Source organism: Kineococcus rhizosphaerae (assembly GCF_003002055.1).
GTDB lineage: Bacteria > Actinomycetota > Actinomycetes > Actinomycetales > Kineococcaceae > Kineococcus > Kineococcus rhizosphaerae.
On the sequence record NZ_PVZF01000013.1, the window covers coordinates 49,132 to 70,261 of the forward strand.

The 21,130-nt window shown below is 73.1% G+C and carries 21 protein-coding genes; 9 read left to right on the top strand and 12 right to left on the bottom strand.

Going from position 1 to position 21,130, the window contains the following annotated elements:
• Positions 1–125: 125 nt before the first annotated feature.
• The 5 genes from CLV37_RS21565 to dnaA form a co-directional block, all read right to left on the bottom strand.
• Entirely contained in the window at positions 126–728 is a 603-nt protein-coding gene (locus tag CLV37_RS21565) for a DciA family protein (protein ID WP_106214342.1), read from the bottom strand.
• Complete coding sequence (gene recF, locus CLV37_RS21570; protein ID WP_106214344.1) at positions 721–1,905, bottom strand: DNA replication/repair protein RecF; 1,185 nt, start codon at positions 1,903–1,905, stop codon at positions 721–723. Before recF ends, CLV37_RS21565 begins: the two co-directional genes overlap by 8 nt.
• A 31-nt stretch (positions 1,906–1,936) precedes the next feature.
• On the bottom strand, positions 1,937–2,851 hold the full coding sequence (gnd, locus tag CLV37_RS21575; protein WP_106214346.1) for a phosphogluconate dehydrogenase (NAD(+)-dependent, decarboxylating): 915 nt from the start codon (positions 2,849–2,851) through the stop codon (positions 1,937–1,939).
• 59 nt (positions 2,852–2,910) lie between these two features.
• Positions 2,911–4,038, bottom strand: coding sequence for a DNA polymerase III subunit beta (dnaN, locus tag CLV37_RS21580; protein WP_106214348.1), 1,128 nt, complete (start codon positions 4,036–4,038; stop codon positions 2,911–2,913).
• Between the two features lie 1,343 nt (positions 4,039–5,381).
• On the bottom strand, positions 5,382–6,956 hold the full coding sequence (dnaA, locus tag CLV37_RS21585; RefSeq protein WP_106214350.1) for a chromosomal replication initiator protein DnaA: 1,575 nt from the start codon (positions 6,954–6,956) through the stop codon (positions 5,382–5,384).
• Between the two features lie 526 nt (positions 6,957–7,482).
• Between dnaA and rpmH the strand changes: the two genes are divergently transcribed.
• From rpmH to CLV37_RS21625, 8 genes are read left to right on the top strand one after another with little or no spacing between them, the layout of a single operon-like run.
• On the top strand, positions 7,483–7,620 hold the full coding sequence (rpmH, locus tag CLV37_RS21590) for a 50S ribosomal protein L34 (protein ID WP_106214352.1): 138 nt from the start codon (positions 7,483–7,485) through the stop codon (positions 7,618–7,620).
• A gap of 19 nt (positions 7,621–7,639) precedes the next feature.
• Positions 7,640–7,993, top strand: a complete 354-nt coding sequence (rnpA, locus tag CLV37_RS21595) for a ribonuclease P protein component (RefSeq protein ID WP_106214354.1) — start codon at positions 7,640–7,642, stop codon at positions 7,991–7,993.
• Complete coding sequence (gene yidD, locus CLV37_RS21600) at positions 7,990–8,265, top strand: membrane protein insertion efficiency factor YidD (RefSeq protein WP_106214356.1); 276 nt, start codon at positions 7,990–7,992, stop codon at positions 8,263–8,265. The genes rnpA and yidD overlap by 4 nt, the downstream gene beginning before the upstream one ends.
• A 31-nt stretch (positions 8,266–8,296) precedes the next feature.
• Complete coding sequence (gene yidC / locus CLV37_RS21605) at positions 8,297–9,307, top strand: membrane protein insertase YidC (RefSeq protein ID WP_106214358.1); 1,011 nt, start codon at positions 8,297–8,299, stop codon at positions 9,305–9,307.
• 41 nt (positions 9,308–9,348) lie between these two features.
• Positions 9,349–9,954: a Jag family protein gene (locus tag CLV37_RS21610; protein ID WP_106214360.1), complete on the top strand. Its 606-nt coding sequence runs from the start codon at positions 9,349–9,351 to the stop codon at positions 9,952–9,954.
• 46 nt (positions 9,955–10,000) lie between these two features.
• Entirely contained in the window at positions 10,001–10,756 is a 756-nt protein-coding gene (gene rsmG / locus CLV37_RS21615; RefSeq protein ID WP_106214362.1) for a 16S rRNA (guanine(527)-N(7))-methyltransferase RsmG, read from the top strand.
• 21 nt (positions 10,757–10,777) lie between these two features.
• A complete protein-coding gene (locus CLV37_RS28650; RefSeq protein WP_170127418.1) occupies positions 10,778–12,196 on the top strand; it encodes a ParA family protein in 1,419 nt (472 codons plus the stop codon).
• Positions 12,193–13,359 carry a ParB/RepB/Spo0J family partition protein gene (locus CLV37_RS21625; protein WP_106214366.1) on the top strand — a complete coding sequence of 389 codons (1,167 nt, stop codon included), beginning with the start codon at positions 12,193–12,195 and terminating at the stop codon, positions 13,357–13,359. Before CLV37_RS28650 ends, CLV37_RS21625 begins: the two co-directional genes overlap by 4 nt.
• A 1-nt stretch (position 13,360) precedes the next feature.
• Here the strand turns inward: CLV37_RS21625 and CLV37_RS21630 are convergent, their stop codons facing one another.
• On the bottom strand, positions 13,361–14,314 hold the full coding sequence (locus tag CLV37_RS21630; RefSeq protein ID WP_106214368.1) for a D-alanine--D-alanine ligase family protein: 954 nt from the start codon (positions 14,312–14,314) through the stop codon (positions 13,361–13,363).
• Positions 14,311–15,675, bottom strand: a complete 1,365-nt coding sequence (locus CLV37_RS21635; protein ID WP_106214370.1) for an aminotransferase-like domain-containing protein — start codon at positions 15,673–15,675, stop codon at positions 14,311–14,313. The genes CLV37_RS21630 and CLV37_RS21635 overlap by 4 nt, the downstream gene beginning before the upstream one ends.
• 151 nt (positions 15,676–15,826) lie before the next feature.
• Between CLV37_RS21635 and CLV37_RS21640 the strand changes: the two genes are divergently transcribed.
• Positions 15,827–16,489, top strand: a complete 663-nt coding sequence (locus CLV37_RS21640; protein ID WP_106214372.1) for a GNAT family N-acetyltransferase — start codon at positions 15,827–15,829, stop codon at positions 16,487–16,489.
• A 69-nt stretch (positions 16,490–16,558) separates the two neighbouring features.
• Here the strand turns inward: CLV37_RS21640 and trxA are convergent, their stop codons facing one another.
• From trxA to CLV37_RS21665, 5 genes are all read right to left on the bottom strand, one after another.
• Entirely contained in the window at positions 16,559–16,888 is a 330-nt protein-coding gene (trxA, locus tag CLV37_RS21645; RefSeq protein WP_106214374.1) for a thioredoxin, read from the bottom strand.
• A 40-nt stretch (positions 16,889–16,928) separates the two neighbouring features.
• The gene (trxB, locus tag CLV37_RS21650) at positions 16,929–17,954 is read right to left on the bottom strand and encodes a thioredoxin-disulfide reductase (RefSeq protein WP_211298847.1); all 1,026 of its coding nucleotides are present in this window, start codon (positions 17,952–17,954) and stop codon (positions 16,929–16,931) included.
• 105 nt (positions 17,955–18,059) lie between these two features.
• A complete protein-coding gene (locus tag CLV37_RS21655; RefSeq protein ID WP_106214378.1) occupies positions 18,060–18,782 on the bottom strand; it encodes a hypothetical protein in 723 nt (240 codons plus the stop codon).
• A gap of 51 nt (positions 18,783–18,833) precedes the next feature.
• Positions 18,834–19,427: an RNA polymerase sigma factor SigM gene (gene sigM / locus CLV37_RS21660; protein WP_106214380.1), complete on the bottom strand. Its 594-nt coding sequence runs from the start codon at positions 19,425–19,427 to the stop codon at positions 18,834–18,836.
• Positions 19,424–21,013, bottom strand: coding sequence for a protein kinase family protein (locus CLV37_RS21665; RefSeq protein ID WP_106214382.1), 1,590 nt, complete (start codon positions 21,011–21,013; stop codon positions 19,424–19,426). Before CLV37_RS21665 ends, sigM begins: the two co-directional genes overlap by 4 nt.
• Between the last annotated feature and the right edge of the window lie 117 nt (positions 21,014–21,130).

Consider the following 21,130-nt stretch of genomic DNA (forward strand, 5'->3'; position numbering starts at 1 on the left):
CGACTGGCAGGCTTCCTCACGCTGCGCGCGCCCTGGCGCGGCTCCTGAGGCGTTCGACCCCCGTGGACGTGGGGGACCACGTACCGGGGGGTCGGGCGACGGGAGGGCCGAGCATGGCCCACGGATCAGCCGTAGGTGTCGCGCGGTCCCCGCCCGCCCGGTGCCGAGCGGCCGCCCTTGCGCCACGACGGGCTCTGCGGGCCGCGCACCACGACCTTCGTCACGACCCCGTGGCCCAGCTCCTCGTCCAGCCGGCGCACCAGGTGGCTCGTCAGCAGGCGGACCTGCGTCGCCCACGCGGTCGACTCCGCCCGCACGACGAGCGTGCCGTCCTTGAGCGACTCGGGGGTGCAGTGCCCGGCGAGCTCGGCGCCGACGACGGCGTCCCAGCGGCCGAAGGCCCCGCCCACCGCCACGGGTTCCTGCCACCCGCGCTCACCGACGAAGCGGCCCAGGGTGGCGTCGAGGCTCTGCGGGTCCCGGGCGTCGGGCCAGGCGCCGGAGCGGGCGGAGGGGTCACCCCGGCGGGGTCCCTCCGGGCGCCGGTCGTCCCCGAACCTCCTGCCGGGCGGGGCCTGCCCGGGCCGCAGTCCCTTGCGGGCGGCCGCGGCGCGGGCCCGGCCGAGCGCCGTGCGGGCCAGGTCGGCGCCCTCGGGCGCCTGCTCGTCCCGGTCCGCGTCGTCCTCGCGGTCCCCGGGCCCGGCCCCCTCGCCCGGCTGCTCAGTCACCGCCGTCCTCGCGGACGGCGACCCCGGTGCTGACGTGCACGCGGTCGGCCCGCTCCCCGCGCAGGGCGGCGGGGACGTCCTCCGGGACGGCGGCGGTGACGAGGACCTGCTCGGCGTCCGCCACGACCTCCGACAACCGCTCGCGCCGCCCGGCGTCGAGCTCGGCGAAGACGTCGTCGAGGACGAGGACGGGACCACCCGGGTCGTCCATCACGTCGTCCTCCAGCAGCAGCCGGTAGCTGGCGAGGCGCAGCCCCAGGGCCACCGACCAGCTCTCGCCGTGGCTGGCGTACCCCTTGGCGGGCATCCCACCCAGGGTCAGGACGAGGTCGTCGCGGTGCGGGCCGACGAGGCACACCCCGCGGTCGAGCTCGTTCTTGCGCTGCTCGGCCATCGAGGCCAGCAGCCCCTGCCGCAGCTCCTCCGGGCTCGGGGTGGCCCCGCCCGGGGTGGTCGCCACCCCCTCGGCCAGCAGCGGCAGCGACGAGCGGTAGCCGAGCTCGAGGTCGCCCTGCCCCTTGCTCACCGACCGGTAGGCCTCCCCCGCCGGCTCGCGCAGGTCGGCCAGCAGCGCCAGGCGGGCCGACAGCAGCTCGGCGCCGGTCGCGGCGAGGTGCTCGTCCCACACGTCGAGGGTGTGGGTGTCGGCCCGGCCCGAGCGCATCGCGCCGCCGGCGGACTTCAGCAGGGCCCCGCGCTGGCGCAGGATCCGGTCGTAGTCGGCGCGGACCCCGGCCACGCGCGGCCAGCGGGTCACGAGCAGCTCATCGAGGTACCGGCGCCGCTCGGTCGGGTCGCCCTTGACGAGGGCGAGGTCCTCCGGGGCGAACAGGACCGTGCGCAGCACGCCGAGGACGTCGCGCGTGCGGCGCACCGGGTTGGAGTTCAGCCGCGCCCGGTTGGCCCTGCCCGGGGTGATCTCGAGCTCGACGAGCGCCCGGCGCCCGCCGCGCACCAGCTCCGCCCGCACGACGGCGCGCGGAGCCCCCTGCCGCACGAGCGGGGCGTCACCGGAGACCCGGTGGCTGCCCAGCGTCGCGACGTACCCGATGGCCTCGACGAGGTTCGTCTTGCCCTGCCCGTTGAGGCCGACGAAGGTCGTCGTCCCCGGACGCAGGTCGAGCTCCAGGCTCGGGTAGGAGCGGTAGTCGACGAGGGAGAGGTGCGCGACGTGCACGCCGGGCCGGTCCTGGGCTCAGTCCGTCAGGTCAGTCGTGGGTCGAGCCCGTGCCGGAGGTGGGCCCGGCGTGGGCGACGGCGTGACCGCCGAACTGGTTGCGCAGCGCGGCGACGGCCTTGATCGAGGGGGAGTCCTCCTGGCGCGAGGCGAACCGGGCGAACAGCGCCGCGGCGAGCACCGGCATCGGGACGGCGTTCTCGATGGCCTGCTCCAGGGTCCACCGGCCCTCGCCGGAGTCCTGGGCGTAGCCCTTGATGTTGTCCAGCTTGGGGTCCTCCTCCAGGGCCCGGACCATGAGGTCCAGCAGCCAGGAGCGCACGACCGTGCCGCGGGTCCACGCCTTGAAGACGGCGGGGACGTCGTGGATGATCCCCTTCGCCTCGAGGAGCTCGTAGCCCTCGGCGTAGGCGTGCATCAGGCCGTACTCGATGCCGTTGTGGACCATCTTCGAGTAGTGCCCCGCGCCGACGCCGCCGGCGTGCACGAAGCCCTCCTCGCGGGGGCCCTCGGGACGCAGCGCGTCGAAGATGGGCATCGCGAGCTCGACGTGGGCCTTGGCCCCGCCGGCCATGAGGCCGTAGCCGTTGTCCTTGCCCCAGACCCCGCCGGAGACGCCGCAGTCGAGGTAGCCGGTGCCGCGCTCGGCGAGCAGGGCCGCGTTGACCTCGTCGTCGGTCCACTTGGAGTTGCCGCCGTCGATGACCAGGTCGCCGTCCTTGAGCAGCGGCGCCAGGTTCGCGACGGTGTCCCGGGTGATCTTGCCCGAGGGCACCATCACCCAGACGACCCGCGGCGAGGGCAGGGCCTCGACCAGCGCCGCCAGGCTGGGGACGTCGGTGACGTCGGGGTTGGGGTCGTACCCCGTGACCTCGATGCCCTTGTCGCGCAGGCGGGTGCGCATGTTCCCGCCCATCTTGCCGAGACCGACGAGACCGATGTGCATGGCCAGACGCTTCCCTTCTCGCGCCCGGCCGCGGGGACCGGGCAGTTGGTGGTGCCGGCTCAGCCGGCGAGGCGGACCGGCATCAGGAGGTACCGGTAGCTGTCGTCGTCGTCCCCGTCCAGGTCCTGCTGGCCCGTGAGGACCGCCGGACGCGTCGCCTGGGTGAACGAGAGCCGGGCGAACGGCGCGGCGAGCGCACCGAGACCGTCCAGCAGGAACTGCGGGTTGAAGGCGATGGCGATGGATTCACCGACGAGCGTGGTCTCGAGGGCCTCGGTCGCCTGAGCGTCCTCACCCTGACCCGCCTCCAAGGACAGCACGCCGTCCTCGAACCGCAAGCGGACGGGGGTGTTGCGCTCGGCGACGAGGGCGACGCGCTTGACCGCCTCGGTCAGGGCCGCGGTCGAGACCACCGCGTGCGTGGGGGACTCGGCCGGGAACAGCGCCCGCACCTTGGGGTACTCCCCGTCGACCAGCAGCGAGGTCGAGTACCGGCCGCCGGCCTGGAAGCCGATGAGGTCGCTCTTGCCGTCCGCGAGCGCGAGCGTCAGGTCGCTGGAGGAACCGAGCGAGCGGGCGACGTCGGACAGCGTGCGGGCGCGGACGAGGGCGACGGCCGACAGGTCGGGGGTGCTGGGGTTCCAGCGCAGCTCACGGACCGCGAGGCGGTACCGGTCGGTGGCCAGGAGCGTCAGCTTGTCGCCCTCGATCTCCATGCGCACGCCGGTGAGGATCGGCAGGGTCTCGTCGCGGCTCGCCGCGATCGTGACCTGGGCGACGGCCTCGGTGAACTCCGCGCCGGGGATCCGTCCGGAGCCCTCGGGCAGCTGCGGGAGCGCCGGGTACTCGTCGACCGACATGGTCAGCAGCGTGAAGCGGCTGGCCCCGCAGGTGACGACGACCTTGGAGCCCTCGGTCGTCAGGGTGACCGGGCGGTTGGGCAGGCTCCGGGAGATGTCGGCCAGCAGCCGGCCGGAGACGAGGACGCGACCCGCGGTGCGCACGTCGGCGGGCAGCTCGACGCGGGCGGAGACCTCGTAGTCGAAGGTGGACAGCTTCAGCGAGCCCTCGTCGGTGGCCTCGAGGAGGACACCCGCGAGCACCGGCACCGGCGGCCGCGAAGGCAGCGCCCGGGCCGCCCACGCCACGGCGTCGGCCAGCACGTCGCGCTCGACCTGCAACTCCACCAGGCACCGCCTTCCTGTCGTCCTGCGCGTCCAGCCCCGGACCGGTCCTCGGGGCCGGTCGTCCACCCGCGTGGTCGAGGGGCGGCTTCGACAGTAGTGGAGAGCCCGGACGGACGTGAACGGGCCTCCACCGCCCCGCCAACCTCTTCTAGAAGGCATCCCAGCCGGCGGTCACGGTGCGTGACCAGGGGTGGGGCGGCAGCGCCACAGCTTGTTCGAACGGGCAGCGGGCCCGTGGCTCCACTCCCCCTCCAGGGCCTCCGTCCCCAGCACCAGTCCACACTGGACGTGGGCTGACGGGCATCAGCGTAGAGGGATCAGTCGTAGTAGTAGCCCTTGTGGAGCCTGTGGACGAACGGGCGTCGTCGCAGGTCAGAGCCCGATCCACCCTAGTTCGGCGGTGTGGACGACCCGTGGATCCACAGGCTGCTCCGTCCACAGGCCCCGGCGGACGGTCGCGGCGGTCCACCGCTGTCCCCAGGCGGTCCGCACGGCGTCCACGGGTTGTCCACCCTCTTGTCCACCGCTGGGGACGCAGATGTCCACACCTCTGTCCCCAGGGTGTGGACAACTGTGGACAGCCTCTCGGTGCAGGCTGGACCCACCGCGCAGGACGTGGTCGGTGACCTGTGGATGAGGGTCGGGGACGTGCGCGACCGGGTGGCACAGCACCGTGCCGGACTTCCTCGACGTGCCCTCCCCCGACCTGCTGGAGCCCCTGAGCGGCCCGCAGGACGCCGCGCTGCCGGGGTTCGCCGCCAGGGGGCCGTTGCGGGGCGCCGGCGAGGACGCGCGACGCACCGCGCGGGCCCGGTCGCCGTCGTCCGGTCCCTCGTCTCGCCCGAGGTGGGCCGCGTCGTCCCGGTACGGACGCTCGGGGTGCACGTCGACGCGCTCGTGGCCACCCCCGACCGGCGCTCACCGGAGCCGCCGGCCGGTCTGCCCGACCAGGAGAGGACTGTCGCGGCGGCCCGAGCCGCCCAGCGGCCGGAGCGGCAGGGGTACGCCGTCGTGCAGGGGACGCGCCCGCAGACCCTGGCCCACGCCCTCGTGGACTCACCGGCCGGACTGCTGGCCCGGGGGCGCCAGAGCCCCATGGGACCCCTCAGCGGTGCTCGCCGACGTCAGCGCGACGTGGCTGACGTCGACCGGCCGAGACCTCGGCCCGGCTCCATCAGGAGCCGCAGGACGCCTCCGGGCCGCGACCGGCCTCCGGCGTCCCGACGGCCGGGGCGGTCTTCTCCGGCGACCACGTCGCCTCGTCGCAGGCCCCCGACCCGCTGCCGGCGGACCTGCGGGCTTTCACCGCCGGGCTGACGTCAGCGGGCTGACGTCAGCGGGGGTCAGGCCCCGGCCTGCTTCTTGATGCGGTTGGTCAGCTCGGTGACCTGGTTGTAGGTGCTGCGCCGCTCGGCCATCTGCTGCTTGATCTTGCGCTCGGCGTGCATGACGGTCGTGTGGTCGCGGCCGCCGAAGTGCTGGCCGATCTTCGGCAGCGACAGCTCGGTCAGCTCGCGGCACAGGTACATGGCGATCTGGCGGGCCGTGACGAGGGTGCGCGAGCGCGACGTCCCGCACAGGTCCTCGAGCGTGACGCTGAAGTACGACGCCGTCTGCCCCATGATCGCCGACGCCGTGATCTCCGGCGTCTCGTCGTTGGGGATCAGGTCGTGCAGCACGATCTCGGCCAGGCTCATGTCGACCGGCTGCCGGTTCAGGCTGGCGAACGCCGTGACGCGGATGAGGGCGCCCTCGAGCTCGCGGATGTTCGAGGAGATCTTCGAGGCGATGTACTCGTTGACGTCGTCCGGGACCTCCAGCCGCTCCCCGATGGCCTTCTTGCGCAGGATGGCGATGCGGGTCTCGAGGTCCGGGGGCTGGACGTCGGTGATCAGACCCCACTCGAAGCGGCTGCGCATGCGCTCCTCGAAGCCCGACAGCTGCTTCGGCGGCAGGTCGGAGGTGATGACGACCTGCTTGCTGGCGTTGTGCAGCGTGTTGAAGGTGTGGAAGAACTCCTCCTGCGTCTGGACCTTGTTCGACAGGAACTGGATGTCGTCGATCAGGAGGACGTCGACGTCGCGGTGCCGGCGCTGGAACGCCTGGGCCTTGTCGTCGCGGATGGAGTTGATGAAGTCGTTGGTGAACTCCTCGGAGTTCACGTACCGCACCTGCACGCCGGGGTAGAGGTTCTGGGCGTAGTGCCCGATGGCGTGCAGCAGGTGGGTCTTGCCCAGGCCGGACTCGCCGTAGATGAACAACGGGTTGTAGGCCTTGGCGGGGGCCTCGGCGACGGCGACCGCCGCGGCGTGCGCGAAGCGGTTGCTGGCCCCGATGACGAAGGACTCGAAGATGTACTTCGGGTTCAGCCGCGAGTTCTCGACCTTGGCGGTGGAACGGCCGCGGGGGGCCTGCCGGCCCGTCCCCGCGCCGCGGTCCACCTTGTACCCGGTGAACAGCAGGTCGGGGTCGGAGTCGTCCAGCGGCGACTCCTCGTCGAGCTGGTGGGCGTACCCGGCACGCCGGTCGTCCTGCGCGGGGACCGTGGCCTCGGCGTCCAGCGACGTGGCCGCCGCGACGCGTTCGCGTTCGACGCTCGGGACCCCGTCGGTCCCGGACCGCTCCCCCGTGCGCTCGGGGGTCAGCACCTGACCGATGGACGGGTCCACCGTCACGGCGAGCCGGATGGCCGAGCCGTAGGCGTCGGACAGCGCCCGGATCAGCGGTTCGCGGACCTTCTGCTCGATGACCTCCTTGGTGAGGTCGTTCGGCACGGCCAGCAGCGCCGTCCCGTCGAGCAGCCCCAGGGGGCGGGTGAGGCGGACGAAGGCGCGCTGGTGAGGAGTGATCCCTCCGTCGTCCAGCTGCGCGACCGCGCGCTCCCAGACGCTGGGGAAGTCCCCTCCGTCGGTCTCCACTCGAGCCCTCTCCCGTCGTACCGGATCCGTTCGACGGGTGCTCGTCCACACCCCTGTCCACAACTGTGCATGACGGCGGGGTGCGACGAACGGCCCGCCGCAGGCACCTCGATCGGGATGCGGGCGTCGGCACGTCGAGGCGGACGGTAACAACGTCGACGGCCACCGTTCAAGTGCCGTCTCCCCCGTCGCCGCCCGCTGGACGTCCCGACCGCGCCGTGACCTCCCCCACCCCCTCCGGGTGGCGTCGGGCCCGGCCCGTCGAGGACCTCGCCCGGCGGGTCGTGCCCGCCGGACCTGAGGAGGAACGGTACCTTCCCGGCATCACCCGGACGGTCTCCGCGAGCACCCTGTGGACGACGGGCCGCGAGTCGTCCCCGCGCGCTTTGACCCGGGCGCGCAACGCCCCGTACTCTGCTGGGGATTGTGCTCCGCACCGCCGCCGGTTCGCTCAGTGCTTCTCGCTCAGCGATCCGCGTCGGCATCCCGGCGGGGCCCCGCCCGCACGAGTCCCAGGAGCAACGCCGTGAGCAAGCGCACTTTCCAGCCGAACAACCGTCGTCGCGCCAAGGTGCACGGCTTCCGTCTGCGCATGCGCACCCGCGCCGGCCGCGCCATCCTCTCGGCGCGTCGCGCCAAGGGCCGCGCGGCGATCTCCGCCTGACCTCCCCCACCACCCCCGCGTGCTTGCTGCGGAGCACCGCCTTCGCCATCGGGACGACTTCACGGTCGCTCTGAGGAACGGTCGGCGCGCGGGGACCCACCGCCTGGTCCTGCACTGGGCGGCCACCGACGCAGCCCACCCCACGCGGGTGGGCTTCGTCGTGTCCAAGGCGGTCGGCGGCTCGGTCGTCCGGCACCGCACGCAACGGCGGTTGCGGCACCTGGCCTCGGCCCGTCTGCCGGTCCTGCCGGCCACGGGGGGGCTGCTCGTCGTGCGGGCGCTCCCGTCCGCGGGCGGTGCGACGTCCGCGGAGCTGGCGGTCGACGTCGACCGTGGGCTGCGTCGCCTGGGTCTGGGAGCCCAGAACCCGTGACCGGACGCAGGTGGTGGCACCCGCTGCGCTGGCCGGCTCTGCTCCTGGTCCTGCTCGTGCGGGCCTACCAGCTGCTCGTGTCGCCCGTCCTGGGCCCCACCTGCCGCTTCTACCCCTCCTGCTCCGCGTACGCCGTGGAGGCGCTGCGCACCCGCGGGGCGGTCGTCGGCACCTGGTTGACCGTCCGGCGCCTGCTCCGCTGCCACCCGTGGAACCCTGGTGGGGTGGACCCCGTTCCGCCGAAGGGCCACTCGCGGGTGAAGGCCCCGTGAGCCCGAACCCTGTGAGAGGACAAACCGCCCGATGATCGACTTCTTCTACTCCCTGCTCCATCCGATCCAGTGGGTGGTCGCGTGGATCATGGTGCGGTTCCACGACCTGTTCACGCTGCTCGGGTTCAACCCGGCCGGCGGCGCCGCCTGGTCCCTGTCGATCGTCGGCCTTGTGGTCGTGATCCGCATCCTGCTGATCCCGCTGTTCGTCAAGCAGATCAAGGCCATGCGCGGGATGCAGGTCATCCAGCCGGAGATGCGCAAGATCCAGGCCAAGTACAAGGGCAAGAACGATCCTGCGAGCCGTCAGGCCATGCAGCAGGAGATGATGGCCCTCTACCGGTCCTCGGGGACGAACCCGATGGCCAGCTGCCTGCCGATCCTGCTCCAGTCGCCGATCTTCATCGCCCTGTTCCACACGCTGAACGGCATCGGTCAGGGCAAGACCATCGGGCCGCTGGACCAGACGCTGGTCGACCAGGCCGACAAGGCCACGATCTTCGGTGCGCAGCTGTCCGACGTCTTCATGAAGTCGTGGAGCTCGGGCAACTGGAACGCCATCGTCCTGACCGCAGTGATGATCGTTCTCATGTCTGCGTCGCAGTTCATCACGCAGAAGCAGCTGATGGCCAAGAACACCTCGTCGGCCTCGATGGAGGGCAACCCCTTCGCGCAGCAGCAGAAGCTGATGCTCTACGTGCTGCCGATCATCTTCGCCGTCTCCGGCGTCAACTTCCCGATCGGTGTCCTCCTCTACTGGCTCACGACGAACGTGTGGTCGATGGGGCAGCAGTTCTTCGTCATCCGCCGCATGCCCAACCCGGGCTCCCTGGCCGAGAAGGAGCTGGAGGAGCGCCGCGCTCGCCGGGCGGCCCGTCGTGGCCAGGTGCTCAGCACCGACCCCGCCGCGGGCAGCACGACCACCGCTGAGCACACCACCACGGCACCGGCGCGTCGTCAGCGTCAGCAGCCCAAGCGCGGCAACAGCCGCGAACAGCGCCGTCCGGGAGGCTCGCGGTCGAGCCAGGGCCCGAACCGCTGACCACCAGACCAGCTCCACAGCCACACCAGCCAGGAGGACGTGTGAACGACACGACGGAAACGGTCGAGTCGACCCCGGTGGACGAGACCGCCGACGCCGCGCCCGCGGAGGAGCCCCGCCGCAAGGGCTCCGCGAAGAGCCGCCTCGAGGAGGAGGGCGACATCGCCGCCGACTACCTCGAGGAACTCCTCGACATCATCGACCTCGACGGCGACATCGACATCGACATCGAGAACGGCCGCGCGTCGGTCGCGATCGTCGCCGACGAGGCGGGCACCCCCGCCCTGTCGCGCCTGGTCGGGCCCGGCGGAGAAGTCCTCGAGGCCCTCCAGGAGCTGACGCGGCTGGCCGTGCAGGCGCAAACCGGTGACCGGACGCGTCTGATGCTGGACGTCGCTGGGCACCGCTCGACCAAGCGCGGCTCGCTCGTCCGTCTCGCCAATGAGGTCGTCGCGCGCGTCAAGGCGAGCGGTACCGCGGAACGCCTCGACCCGATGCCGGCCTTCGAGCGCAAGGTCGTCCACGATGCGGTGGCCGCCGCCGGTCTGGGCAGCGAGTCCGAGGGTGAGGAACCCAAGCGCCGCGTGGTCGTCCTGCCGACGGCCGCCGTCTCCGACGACGAGGGTGCACAGGCCGAGAACGAGTGAGTTGACTCCTGCACCCGGCCGATAGGCTGGCCGCGTGTCGGATGAAGTGCCTGAGGGCGGTGGTGTTCCACGTGAAACACCACCGCCCTTCGTCGTTCCCGGGGACCCTGCAGAGGTCCCTCTCGAAGAGATCACCCGCGTGTTCGGGGATCGCGCGGCCAAGGCGGAGGCCTACCGCGACCTGCTCGCCAGTGCTGGCGTCGAGCGGGGATTGATCGGTCCGCGGGAGGTGCCGCGACTCTGGGACCGTCACGTGCTGAACTGCGCCTACCTCGGTGAGGTCATCGAGAAGGGGGCCTCGGTCATCGACATCGGCTCGGGTGCCGGCCTCCCGGGGATCCCCCTGGCTCTCGCACGTCCCGACGTCCAGGTGCGGCTCGTCGAACCGCTGGAACGTCGCTACACGTTCCTCCGCGAAGCCATCACCGAACTGGACCTCCGAGACCAGGTCGCCGTCGCGCGCGGACGCGCCGAGGACGTGCGGGGGGAGTTCTCCGCCTCCGTGGTCACGGCTCGGGCTGTAGCACCCCTGGCGACGCTCTACGGCTGGGCGCTGCCGCTCGTGGTGACCGGAGGTCACCTCATCGCTATCAAGGGGCGGAGCGCCTCCGACGAGATCGCCGCCGCAGCGGAGACACTGCAGGCGATGGGCATCACCGAGGCCCCCGAGGTGCTCCGGGTCGGTCCGGACGAGGAGTCAGGGACGACGGTGGTCCGAGTCGCCCGTGGGCACGGTGCTCTGCGTTCGGCTGCGGCACCCGCCGCTCTCAAGCGCCGTCCGCCGCGCAGTCGGCGTCGTTGATCGATGGAAAGGGAACGAAGCGTGACACAGCTGGGCTGGTTCGGTCGCTCGACCTCGAGGGACCACGGACAGCTGGGGTGGCTCTCGACCCACTCCACCAAGGTTCCACGTGAAACAGAGGCCGAGTCGGCCGTTGATGTTCCACGTGAAACGGTGACCGAGGTTGACGTCATCGTTCCACGTGAAACCGTCGTCGCGGAGCCGGTCGCGGAGCCGGTCGCGGAGCCGGTCGCGGAGCCGGTCGCGGAGCCGGTCGCGGAGCCCGTCGCGGAGCCCGTCGCGGAGCCCGTCGCGGAGCCCGTCGCGGAGCCCGTCGCGGAGCCCGTCGCGGAGCCCGTCGCCACGAACAAAGCAGATGTTCCACGTGAAACGCTCGCTCCGGTCCTGCCGTTGAGAGACGTTTCACGGGACTCCACGCCCGAGTTCCCGGATGACCTGTTCTCCGACGAGGACGAGGCGCAGGCCCCCGTTCCACGTGAAACACCCGCGGTGCGGGTCAACGAGCGCTTCCCGCGTCCGACCCAGACGCGCATCATGACGATCGCCAACCAGAAGGGTGGCGTCGGGAAGACGACGACAGCCGTCAACCTGGCGTCGGCGTTGTCAGCGGCTGGGCTCAAGGTCCTCGTCCTCGACCTGGACCCGCAGGGGAACGCGTCGACTGCCCTGGGCATCGACCACCACTCGGGCGTCGCGGGGATGTACGAGGTGCTCGTCGAGGGCAAACCGCTGGAGGACGTCGTCCAGAAGTGCGAGGAGGCGCCGGACCTCTGGTGCGCCCCGGCGACGGTGGACCTCGCCGGCGCGGAGATCGAGCTGGTCTCGATGGTCGCGCGGGAGTCCCGCTTGCAGCGCGCGGTGGCCAAGTACTTCAAGGCGCTGAAGCAGGCCGGGGAGCGTCGCGTGGACTACGTCCTCATCGACTGCCCGCCCAGCCTGGGCCTGTTGACCATCAACGCCTTCGTCGCGGCACCCGAAGTCCTCATCCCCATCCAGTGCGAGTACTACGCCCTGGAGGGGTTGAGCCAGCTGCTGGCCAACATCGAGCTCATCCAGGAGCACCTGAACCCGGACCTCGCGGTCACGACGATCCTGCTGACCATGTACGACGGCCGGACGCGCCTCGCGGCGCAGGTCGTGGAGGAGGTCCGCCACCACTTCGGCGAGCAGGTCCTGCGGTCCCTGGTCCCCCGGTCGGTGCGCATCTCGGAGGCACCGAGCCACGGCCAGACGGTCATGGCCTACGACCCGCTGTCCTCCGGGGCCCTCGCGTACCTGGAAGCGGCGCGCGAGATGGCTCAGCGTGGCGTCCACGAGGACGCGCAACCCGAGGGGGATCCTGACGTGGGCGCACCGCCCGCGGCGCCGGATCCGTGGGCTCGGTGGACGGACGGCCTGGCGACACGGCGCGGGAGCGCGTCGAAGGAGGGTGGAGCGTGAGCGACAAGCGACGGGGTCTCGGACGTGGTCTGGGTGCCCTGATCCCCAGCGGAGGGGCGACCACCACGGCGAACCGGCCCGGTTCGGCGACCACCTCGGTCCCCCCGGCCATGCGTCCGGCGAGCCGCCCGGTCGATCTGTTCTTCGACCAGCGTCCGCTGCCGGTCGAGGAGGAGGACGTCCACGACGGTCACCCCGCTGACCTCAGCGTCGTCACCACCGACGAGACGCCCCAGGAGGCTCCTGAGGGGGTCTCCGAGACGCCCAGGGACCCGGAGAACGCCGGAGGTCCTGCCGCCCCGTCAGAGACCCCTCAGGGGTCGACGGTGGACGACCTCGTCGACGTCCCGGGTGCCCGCTTCGCGGAGATCCCGGTCACCTCGATCACGCCGAACCCGCGCCAGCCGCGGACGGTGTTCGACGAGGACGACCTGGCCGAGCTGGTCCACTCGATCCGCGAGATCGGGGTGCTGCAGCCCATCGTGGTCCGCCCGATCGCGGCCGCCGAGGACGGCGGCGCGCGCTACGAGCTCGTCATGGGGGAGCGGCGGTGGCGGGCCTCCACGGAAGCCGGTCTGGACACGATCCCCGCGATCGTCCGGGACACCGCCGACGACGACCTGCTGCGCGACGCGCTGCTGGAGAACCTGCACCGCAGTCAGCTGAACCCGCTCGAGGAGGCGGCGGCCTACCAGCAGCTCTTGGAGGACTTCGGCTGCACGCACGAGGAGCTGGCGTCCCGCATCGGCCGGTCGCGGCCGCAGATCAGCAACACCCTGCGCCTCATGAAGCTGCCACCGCTCGTGCAGCGTCGCGTCGCCGCCGGGGTCATCAGCGCGGGGCACGCCCGGGCGCTGCTGTCCCTGGAGGACGGTGCGGCCATGGAGCGGCTCGCGCAGCGCGTCGTGGCCGAAGGGCTGTCGGTCCGCGCCGTCGAGGAGATGATCGCCCTCGGCGACGCCGACCACACCCCGCGCCGGCGCGCCGCGGCCGAGCCGCAGCCGGGGCTGGACGCGCGGGCCACGATGCTCGCCGACCGGCTCGACACCCGCGTGAAGATCTCGATGGGTCGCACCCGGGGCCGGCTGACCGTGGACTTCGCCGGCGAGGAGGACCTGGACCGGATCCTTGCCCTCCTCGGCGCGACGAACCAGCCGGGCTGAGTCAGCCCAGGACGCTCTCGACGATCCCGCGGTACAGGACGTCGAGAGCGATCCCGGCCGCCTCGGCGGCCTGGGGGAGCAGGGACGTCTCGGTCATCCCGGGGGCCGCGTTGGCCTCCAGGAAGACCGGGTCCCCCGCGTCGGTGACGATGAAGTCGACGCGGGACAGGTGCCGCAGCCCGAGCGCCTCGTGCACCCCGCGCGCCGCTTTCGCCACCCGCTCGGCCACGTCGTCGGGCAGCCGGGCCGGGGCGAAGAACTCGGTCGCACCGGCGGTGTAGCGGGCCGCGTAGTCGTAGGACCCGCCGTCGGCGACGATCTCGACGGCGGGCAGCACCTGCACCGTGCCGCCGGTCTCCACGACCGAGACCGCCACCTCCGTCCCGGGCACGAACTGCTGCACGAGGGCCGTGTCGCCGTAGGCGAAGGCGTCGACGACGGCCCGGGCGAGGTCGCGCGTCTCGCCGACGACGGCGACCCCCAGCGCGGAGCCGCCGCGGCTGGGCTTCACGACGAGCGGGAACCCGGCCCAGTCGGCCGCCGCGGCGAGGACCGGCTGCGCCCCGAGGTCGCGGAAGGTCGCCTGCGGCAGCGCGATCGACGCTGGGACGGAGATCCCGGCCGCCGCCACGAGGGACTGGGCGATGGGCTTGTCCCAGGCCAGCCGGCACGCCGCCGGCCGGGAGCCCACGTACGGCAGTCCCAGGACCTCCAGGACGTCCCGCAGGGCCCCGTCCTCCCCGATCGCGCCGTGCAGCACCGGCCACACCACGTCCGGGCGGTCGGCGGCCAACCGGGGCAGCAGGTGGGCGTCGGCGTCGAGGACGTCCACGTCGAACCCGGAGGTGCGCAGGGCCTCGGCGACCCGGCGCCCCGACCGCAGCGAGACGTCGCGTTCGTGGGAGAGTCCGCCGGCGAGGACGGTGACGGTCGTGGGTTCGGGGTGGTCGCTCATGCCAGCTCCGGTCCGGGGTTGTCGACGCCGGGACGTCCGGCGCGGGAGTTCGCGGGGGAGCCGAACAGCTGGACGACGTCCAGCTCGTCCCGCACGACACCGGCCAGCCGGCGCACGCCTTCGGTGATCCGCTCGGCGGTGGGGAAGCAGTAGGACAGTCGCAGCGACTGCCCGCCCGTCCCGTCGGCGTAGAAGGCCCCGCCCGGGACGTACGCGACGCGGCCGGTGACCGCTCGGGGGAGCATCGCCTTGGCGTCCAGGCCGTCGGGCAGCGTCACCCACACGTAGAACCCGCCCCCGGGGTGGGTCCACGTGGTCTGCGGCAGGTGCGCGGCCAGCGCCGCGAGCATGGCGTCCCGCCGCTCCCGGTACAGCTCGCGGAAGACCTTGACCTGGCCCTTCCAGTCGTACGTCGACAGGTACTCGGCGATGGCGAACTGGCCGAAGGAGGTCGGGCACAGGATGGCCGACTCCGAGGCGAGGACGAGCTTGTCCCGGACGGCGTGCGGGGCGACGGCCCAGCCGACGCGGTACCCGGGCGCGAAGGTCTTGGAGAAGGAGCCGAGGTGGATGACGTGGTCGGCGTCCAGGGACCGCATCGCCGGCAGCGGGTCCCCGTCGAAGCCGAGGAGGGCGTAGGGGTCGTCCTCCAGGACGAGCAGGTCGTGCCGCTGGGCGATGGCCACCACCTCGCGGCGGCGCTCCAGGGACAGGGTCACGCCCGCCGGGTTGTGGTGGTTGGGCACGCAGTAGAGGAACTTCACGCGCTTGCCCGCGGCCCGCAGCCGGACCAGGGTCTCCTCGAGGGCGGCCGGTTGCAGCCCGTCGTGGTCGAGCGGGACGTGCTCGACCTGCGCCTGGTAGCTCTTGAAGACCCCGAGCGCGCCCACGTAGCTGGGGGCCTCGGCCAGGACGACGTCGCCGGGGTCGAGGAAGATGCGCGAGACCAGGTCGAGGGCCTGCTGAGAGCCGGTCGTCACGACGACGTCGTCCGGGTGGGCGGTGATGCCCTGGGGGCGCATGACCTCGACGATCTGCTCGCGCAGCACCTCCTCGCCCTGCCCGGAGCCGTACTGCAGGGCCTTGGCACCCTTCTCGGCGACCAACCGGGCCGTCAGGTCGGCGATGGCGTCCAGGGGCAGTGCGGGCAGGTACGGCATCCCGCCGGCCAGCGAGACGACTTCGGGCCGGTTCGCGACGGCGAACAGGGCCCGGATCTCCGAGGCGGTCATCGAGGACGTGCGCTGGGCGTAGGTGCCCACCCAGCGGTCCAGCCGGCTACCAGCAGCCGCCCCGGCCCCGGCCGCGGCGGACGCGGGGTGCGCGTCCCCGGGACTCGAGGGTGGCGGGTACTGGCTCATGGCGGCCTCCTGTGGCTCTACGTGACGGCACTGTGAGATGGTCACTCCCGGTGGGGAGCTCACCACGAGCCTGCCACTCCGGACGCGTCGGCCGCACCGGCGAAACGTGAACGCCTCGTAGGAACCTCGATCGGGACGGGAGGCAGCCCCGGTGGGTCGTCGAATGGCGCCGTTGACGCTCGACACCGTCGCCGACCTGCCCAAGCAGTCGCGGCAGTGCGTCTTCTGGGAGCTGGACGCGACGGCGGCGCAGCGCGCGGCCGAGGCGGGGTACCCGGACTTCGAGAAGGAGGCGTGGATCTCCACCGTCCTCCTGCAGTGGGGCCCGTGCGGCCGCCTCGTCTACGTCGACGACCAGGCCGTCGGGTTCGTCATGTACGCACCGCCGGAGTACGTGCCGGCCTCGACGCAGTTCCCGACCTCCCCGGTCTCGGGGGACGCCGTCCTGCTGACCACGGGATGGATCGAGCCGGCCTTCCGCGGGGAGGGCCTGGCCCGGATGCTGCTGCAGGGCGCGGCGAAGGACCTCACCCAGCGCGGGACGAAGGCCGTCGAGGTCTTCGGCGGCGGTCAGGCCGCGGTCGGCGGGGACGGCCGGGAGGACGTCGCCCACGACCACGGCGAGCCGTGCGTGCTGCCCGCCCACCTGCTGGAGTCGGTCGGGTTCACCGTCGTGCGCCCGCACCACCGCCACCCGCGCCTGCGGCTGGAGCTGAAGAACGCGCTGTCCTGGCGCGAGGACGTCGAGGCGGCCCTGGAGCGGCTCCTCGGCAGCGTGCGGATCCCCACCCTCACGGGCGTCGCCCCGACGTGAGAGGGCTGGTTCCACGTGAAACGGCCGGCACCCCGACGGGGTACCGGCCGTTGCGCGCAGTGGTCGACGTCAGCCGACGAAGTCCTCGAGCTCCTTCAGCAGCACGGGCTTGGGCCGCGCGCCGATGATCGTCTTGACGACCTCACCGCCGGAGTAGACGTTGAGCGTCGGGATCGACGTCACGCCGTACTTCGCCGCGATGCGCGGGTTCTCGTCGGTGTTGACCTTGACGACGGTGATCTTCTCGCCGTGCTCGGCCGCGATCTCCTCGAGGATCGGGGCGACCTGGCGGCACGGGCCGCACCAGGGCGCCCAGAAGTCGACGAGGACGGGCTTGTCGGACTGCAGGACGTCGACGTCGAAGCTGTCGTCGGTCACGGCGGGGGTGGTGGCACTCACGGTTTCCTCCTGGTGTTCGCGAAGGTGGTCTCGGTAGAGGTCAGAGCTGGGGACGGGCGACGGTCTCGGCGGTCGGCACGGACGCGTCGGTCTCCTCGCGCGGGGGCTGCTCGTCGAGCCCGGCGTCGCCGCGGGCGGCGAGGTACTTCTCCGCGTCCAGGGCGGCGGAGCACCCCATGCCCGCGGCGGTGATGGCCTGCATGTACTCGTGGTCCACGACGTCACCGGCGGCGAACACCCCGGGGATGTTCGTCCGGGTGCTGCGGCCCTCGACGAGGACGAACCCGTTCTCGTCCAGGTCGATCTGGCCCTTCACGAGGTCGGTGCGCGGTTCGTGGCCGATGGCGATGAACAACGCCGTCGCCGCGATCTCGCGGGTCTGGCCGGTCACGGTGTCGCGCAGCGTGAGGCCCTCGACCTTGTTCTCGCCCGTGATGCCGATGACCTCGGAGTTCCAGGCGAAGTGGATCTTGGGGTTGTCCTCGGCGCGCTTGGCCATGATCCGCGAGGCGCGCAACTCGTCGCGGCGGTGGACGATCGTCACCGACCGGGCGAAGCGCGTCAGGAACGTGGCCTCCTCGACCGCGGAGTCCCCGCCGCCGACGACGACGATGTCCTGCTCGCGGAAGAAGAACCCGTCACAGGTGGCGCACCAGCTGACGCCGCGACCGGACAGCCGCTTCTCGTCGGGCAGCCCGAGCTCGCGGTAGGCCGACCCCAGCGCGAGGATCACGGAGTGGGCGCGGTACGTCTCGCCGCCGCCGGTCGTGACCTCCTTGACGTCACCGTCGAGGCGCACGTCGACGACGTCGTCCGTCACGAGCTCGGCGCCGAACTTCTCGGCCTGCGAGCGCATGTTGTCCATGAGGTCCGGGCCCATGATGCCCGTGGGGAACCCGGGGAAGTTCTCGACCTCGGTCGTGTTCATCAGCGCACCGCCGGCGGTCACCGACCCCTCGAAGACGAGGGGCTTCAGCTCCGCACGCGCCGCGTACAACGCGGCGGTGTACCCGGCAGGCCCCGAGCCCACGACGATGACGTTGCGGATCTCGTTGGTGGTGCTCACCTGTGCGGACCTGCTTCCCTCGATCGGTGCCGGACCCCGCTGCCCGGGGTGCCGTGCTGACTGCTCAACCGATCGTAGGGGGCCGGTGTTCCCGGGCCGAACCCGTCAGGACGGGACGGGCACCGTGCTCAGCGCCGCGTCCCCGGGGGCGCAGTCGAGGGCCACGACGACGACCTCGGCGGCCCCCGGCGTCCGGTGCACGACGAACGCGGCGGGTTCGGACCGCCAGGCCGCGATCTCGACCGCGACGACCGAGGCCGGGTCCACCCCCAGCGCCTTCGTGCAGGCCAGGGCCCGTTCGGCCTGCGGCCGCTGCGACGGGTCGCTGGAGGCGGACTCGGAGGACTGCGGCGCGCTCAGCATGTCGGGCGTCCTGCCCCGGGTGGCGTCGTCGGTCGCGGGGGAGTCCAGCGATTCCTCCCCCAGGTCCTGGACGGCGGCGACGTCGGTGTAGTCGGTGCCGCTGAGCAGGATCTCGGCGTCGGCCGGGACCTGCTCGGTGGTGACCGCCGCCGAACCCGCCGCCGAGTCCGCCGCGGACCCCGACGAGGCCGCACCGCCACCACCGGACTGCAGCTGGTCCAGCGCGAGCACCCCGGCTCCCGCGGCGACGATCAGACCGGCCGCGGCGGCGAACACGCGCGGGACGCGGGGGCGGCGGCGCGCCGCCAGCGACGCGACGGGGGTGGCGGGCCGGGCCGCCGCGAGCGCCTCGTCGATCCGGGCGACCACGTCGTCCGGCATCGGGCCGACGTCGGCCGCACCCCGCAGCAGGTCGCGCACGCGGCGCTCCTGCGCGCTGAGCTGCGCGTCGTCGAACTCACTCACCCGGGACCCGCCTCCTCCTCGTCGAACCGGCACTACGACGCTCGACCGGACTCACGGGTTCCCCCGCACGCGGAGGAGTTCGGCCAGGGCCACCCGTCCGCGCGAGCAGCGGGACTTCACGGTGCCCACCGCGACCCCCAGGACCTGCGCGGCCTCGGCGACGGGCACGTCGTACATGTCGACGAGGACGAGGGCGGCCCGTTGCGTCTCCGGCAGCCGGGCCAGGGCCGCGGTCACGTCGAGCCGGGCCTCCACGTGCGGGGTCGCGTCCTCGACGACGGCCAGCGCGGCACCGGTCCGCACGCCGTCGTCACCGCCGCCGGCCTCCTCCTCCAGGGGCCGGGTCGGGCGCACGGCCCGGCGGCGCGCGCGGTCCAGGCACGCGTTGACGACGATCCGGTGCAGCCACGTCGTGACGGCGGAGTCGCCGCGGAAGCTGGACGCGGCCCGCAGCGCGGACACGAGCGCGTCCTGGACGGCGTCGGCGGCCTCCTCGCGGTCGCCGGTCGTGCGCAGCGCCACGGCCCACAGCCGGTCGCGGTGCCGGCGGACGACCTCGCCGAAGGCCTCCGGGTCCCCCGCGACGTGCGCGGCGACGAGCTCGGCGTCGGTGCGCGGGTCCGGAACGGCGCCCGCGACGTTCACGACGCCGGCGTCCCCGTGACGGCGATCTCGGCGACCGAGACGCGGAAGGCGCCGTCGGTCGTCGGCAGCTGGGAGAACCACACCGCGAGGTAGCGGGCGCGCACGGGCTGGGCCGGGGTCAGCGACTGCTGCCCGCCGGCCGCGGGGGCCGTCGCGACGGGCTGCCAGCCGTCGGGGGTGTCGCCGGGGGCGGCGAGCAGGGACATCGCCCCGCCCTCGCCGCCGTTCGTCAGGGCGACCGTCGTGACGTCCACGGGGGCGCCGAGGTCGAGCAGCAGCCCGATGCCGTCCTTGAGCCCGCCGAACGCGGCGGAGTTGTAGCGCTGGCTCTGCCACGCGGTGGCGGGGTCGCCGTCGATCGCGCGCGGCGCCGTCTGGGACGACTCGCCGCCGCCCTGCGGGTCCAGGGCCGAGATCGCGACGACCGGGACCACGGCGGGAGCCGCCGCGGCCGGCGCCGAGGACGCCGGAGCGGTGGGGGCCGGTGTCGGGGCGTCGGCGGCCGGGGCCGAGGACGCGGACGCGGACGCGCTCGGCCGGGTGCTGGTGGGGATGCCGGGCACGCTGATCGAGGTCAGCTGCCAGACCGCCAGCACGAGCCCGACGACCACGACGGCCCCGAGGATGGTCAGGACCAGCCGCGCGTCGCCGCGCGGCGGGCGGGCCGTGGAGTGCGGGCGGGTGAACGGCACGGGCGGTTCGGCCTCGGGGACGACGTCCTCGCGGTTCTTCAGCCGCCCCCGGACGGCGGCCGTCGCGGCCTCCCCGCGCATGCGGCGCAGGGTCTCGTCCCACACGTCCATCGACCACGGCGCGAGCTGCAGCGCGAGCTCGGCCGGGTCGTGCGGGCCGTCCTCGTGCGGGCCGAACGTCACGACGCACAAGGTGTCGAGGTCGTTGGGGACGTCGGGACGGATGTCCTTGGGCGGCAACGGCTTCCCGTCGCCGGTGGGCGCTTCGGGCAGGCCGTCGAAGGCGGCGAGGCCCTCCAGGGCGGGCCAGCGGGCGACCAGCCCGGCGTAGACGAGGGCGACCAGGGCGACCGCGTCGGCGCGGTTGGCCAGCGCCGCCGCCCGCGCGGCCGAGAGGGCCGGCGGGTCCGGGTCCAGCGCGGCACCCAGGCCCACCCCGCGGACCCGGACGACGCCGTCGGGACCGAGCAGGACGTCGTCGGGCGTCAGGCGCGTGTGGTGCAGACCGCGGCGGGCGGCCGCGTCGAGGGCGGAGGCGACCTCGCCGACCAGGGCGCGCACGGCCGCGGGCCTCAGCGGCCCCGTGCGCAGCAGGTCCGTCATCGACCGGCCCTCGACGGCCTCCTCGACGACGTAGACCGCCGGCGGGGTCCCGTCGGTCAGGTCCGTGCCCGCGTCCAGCACCCGCGGGACCCGCGGGTCGGTGATCATGGCGGCGCGCCGCGCGGCGTCGAGGAACTCCTCGGCGCGCGGGTCCGCGGCGTCCAGCGTCCGCACGCGCACGGGCCGGTCCAGCGTCAGGTCGCGTCCGAGGTAGTCCCTCGTCCCGAGCCCCTGCCCGTCGACCCACCGGGCCACCGACAGCTCGCGATCGAGGACGTAGCGGTCGGCCACGAGCTGCTCGCCCGTGCTGCGGCCTGCCCCGTCCAGACCTACCCCCCGTGTTCGTGTCGCGCCGACGTCCGGTCGCCCCATGCTAGGGCGCCCGCGCGGTGCGGCGGTCCGGACGCG

What these genes read in the sequence shown, in the direction of transcription:
- gnd (WP_106214346.1), bottom strand. Translation starts at nt 2,851, where the DNA reads ATGCACATCGGTCTCGTCGGTCTCGGCAAGATGGGCGGGAACATGCGC.
- yidC (WP_106214358.1), top strand. Translation starts at nt 8,297, where the DNA reads ATGATCGACTTCTTCTACTCCCTGCTCCATCCGATCCAGTGGGTGGTC.
- CLV37_RS21630 (WP_106214368.1), bottom strand. Translation starts at nt 14,314, where the DNA reads ATGAGCGACCACCCCGAACCCACGACCGTCACCGTCCTCGCCGGCGGA.
- CLV37_RS21635 (WP_106214370.1), bottom strand. Translation starts at nt 15,675, where the DNA reads ATGAGCCAGTACCCGCCACCCTCGAGTCCCGGGGACGCGCACCCCGCG.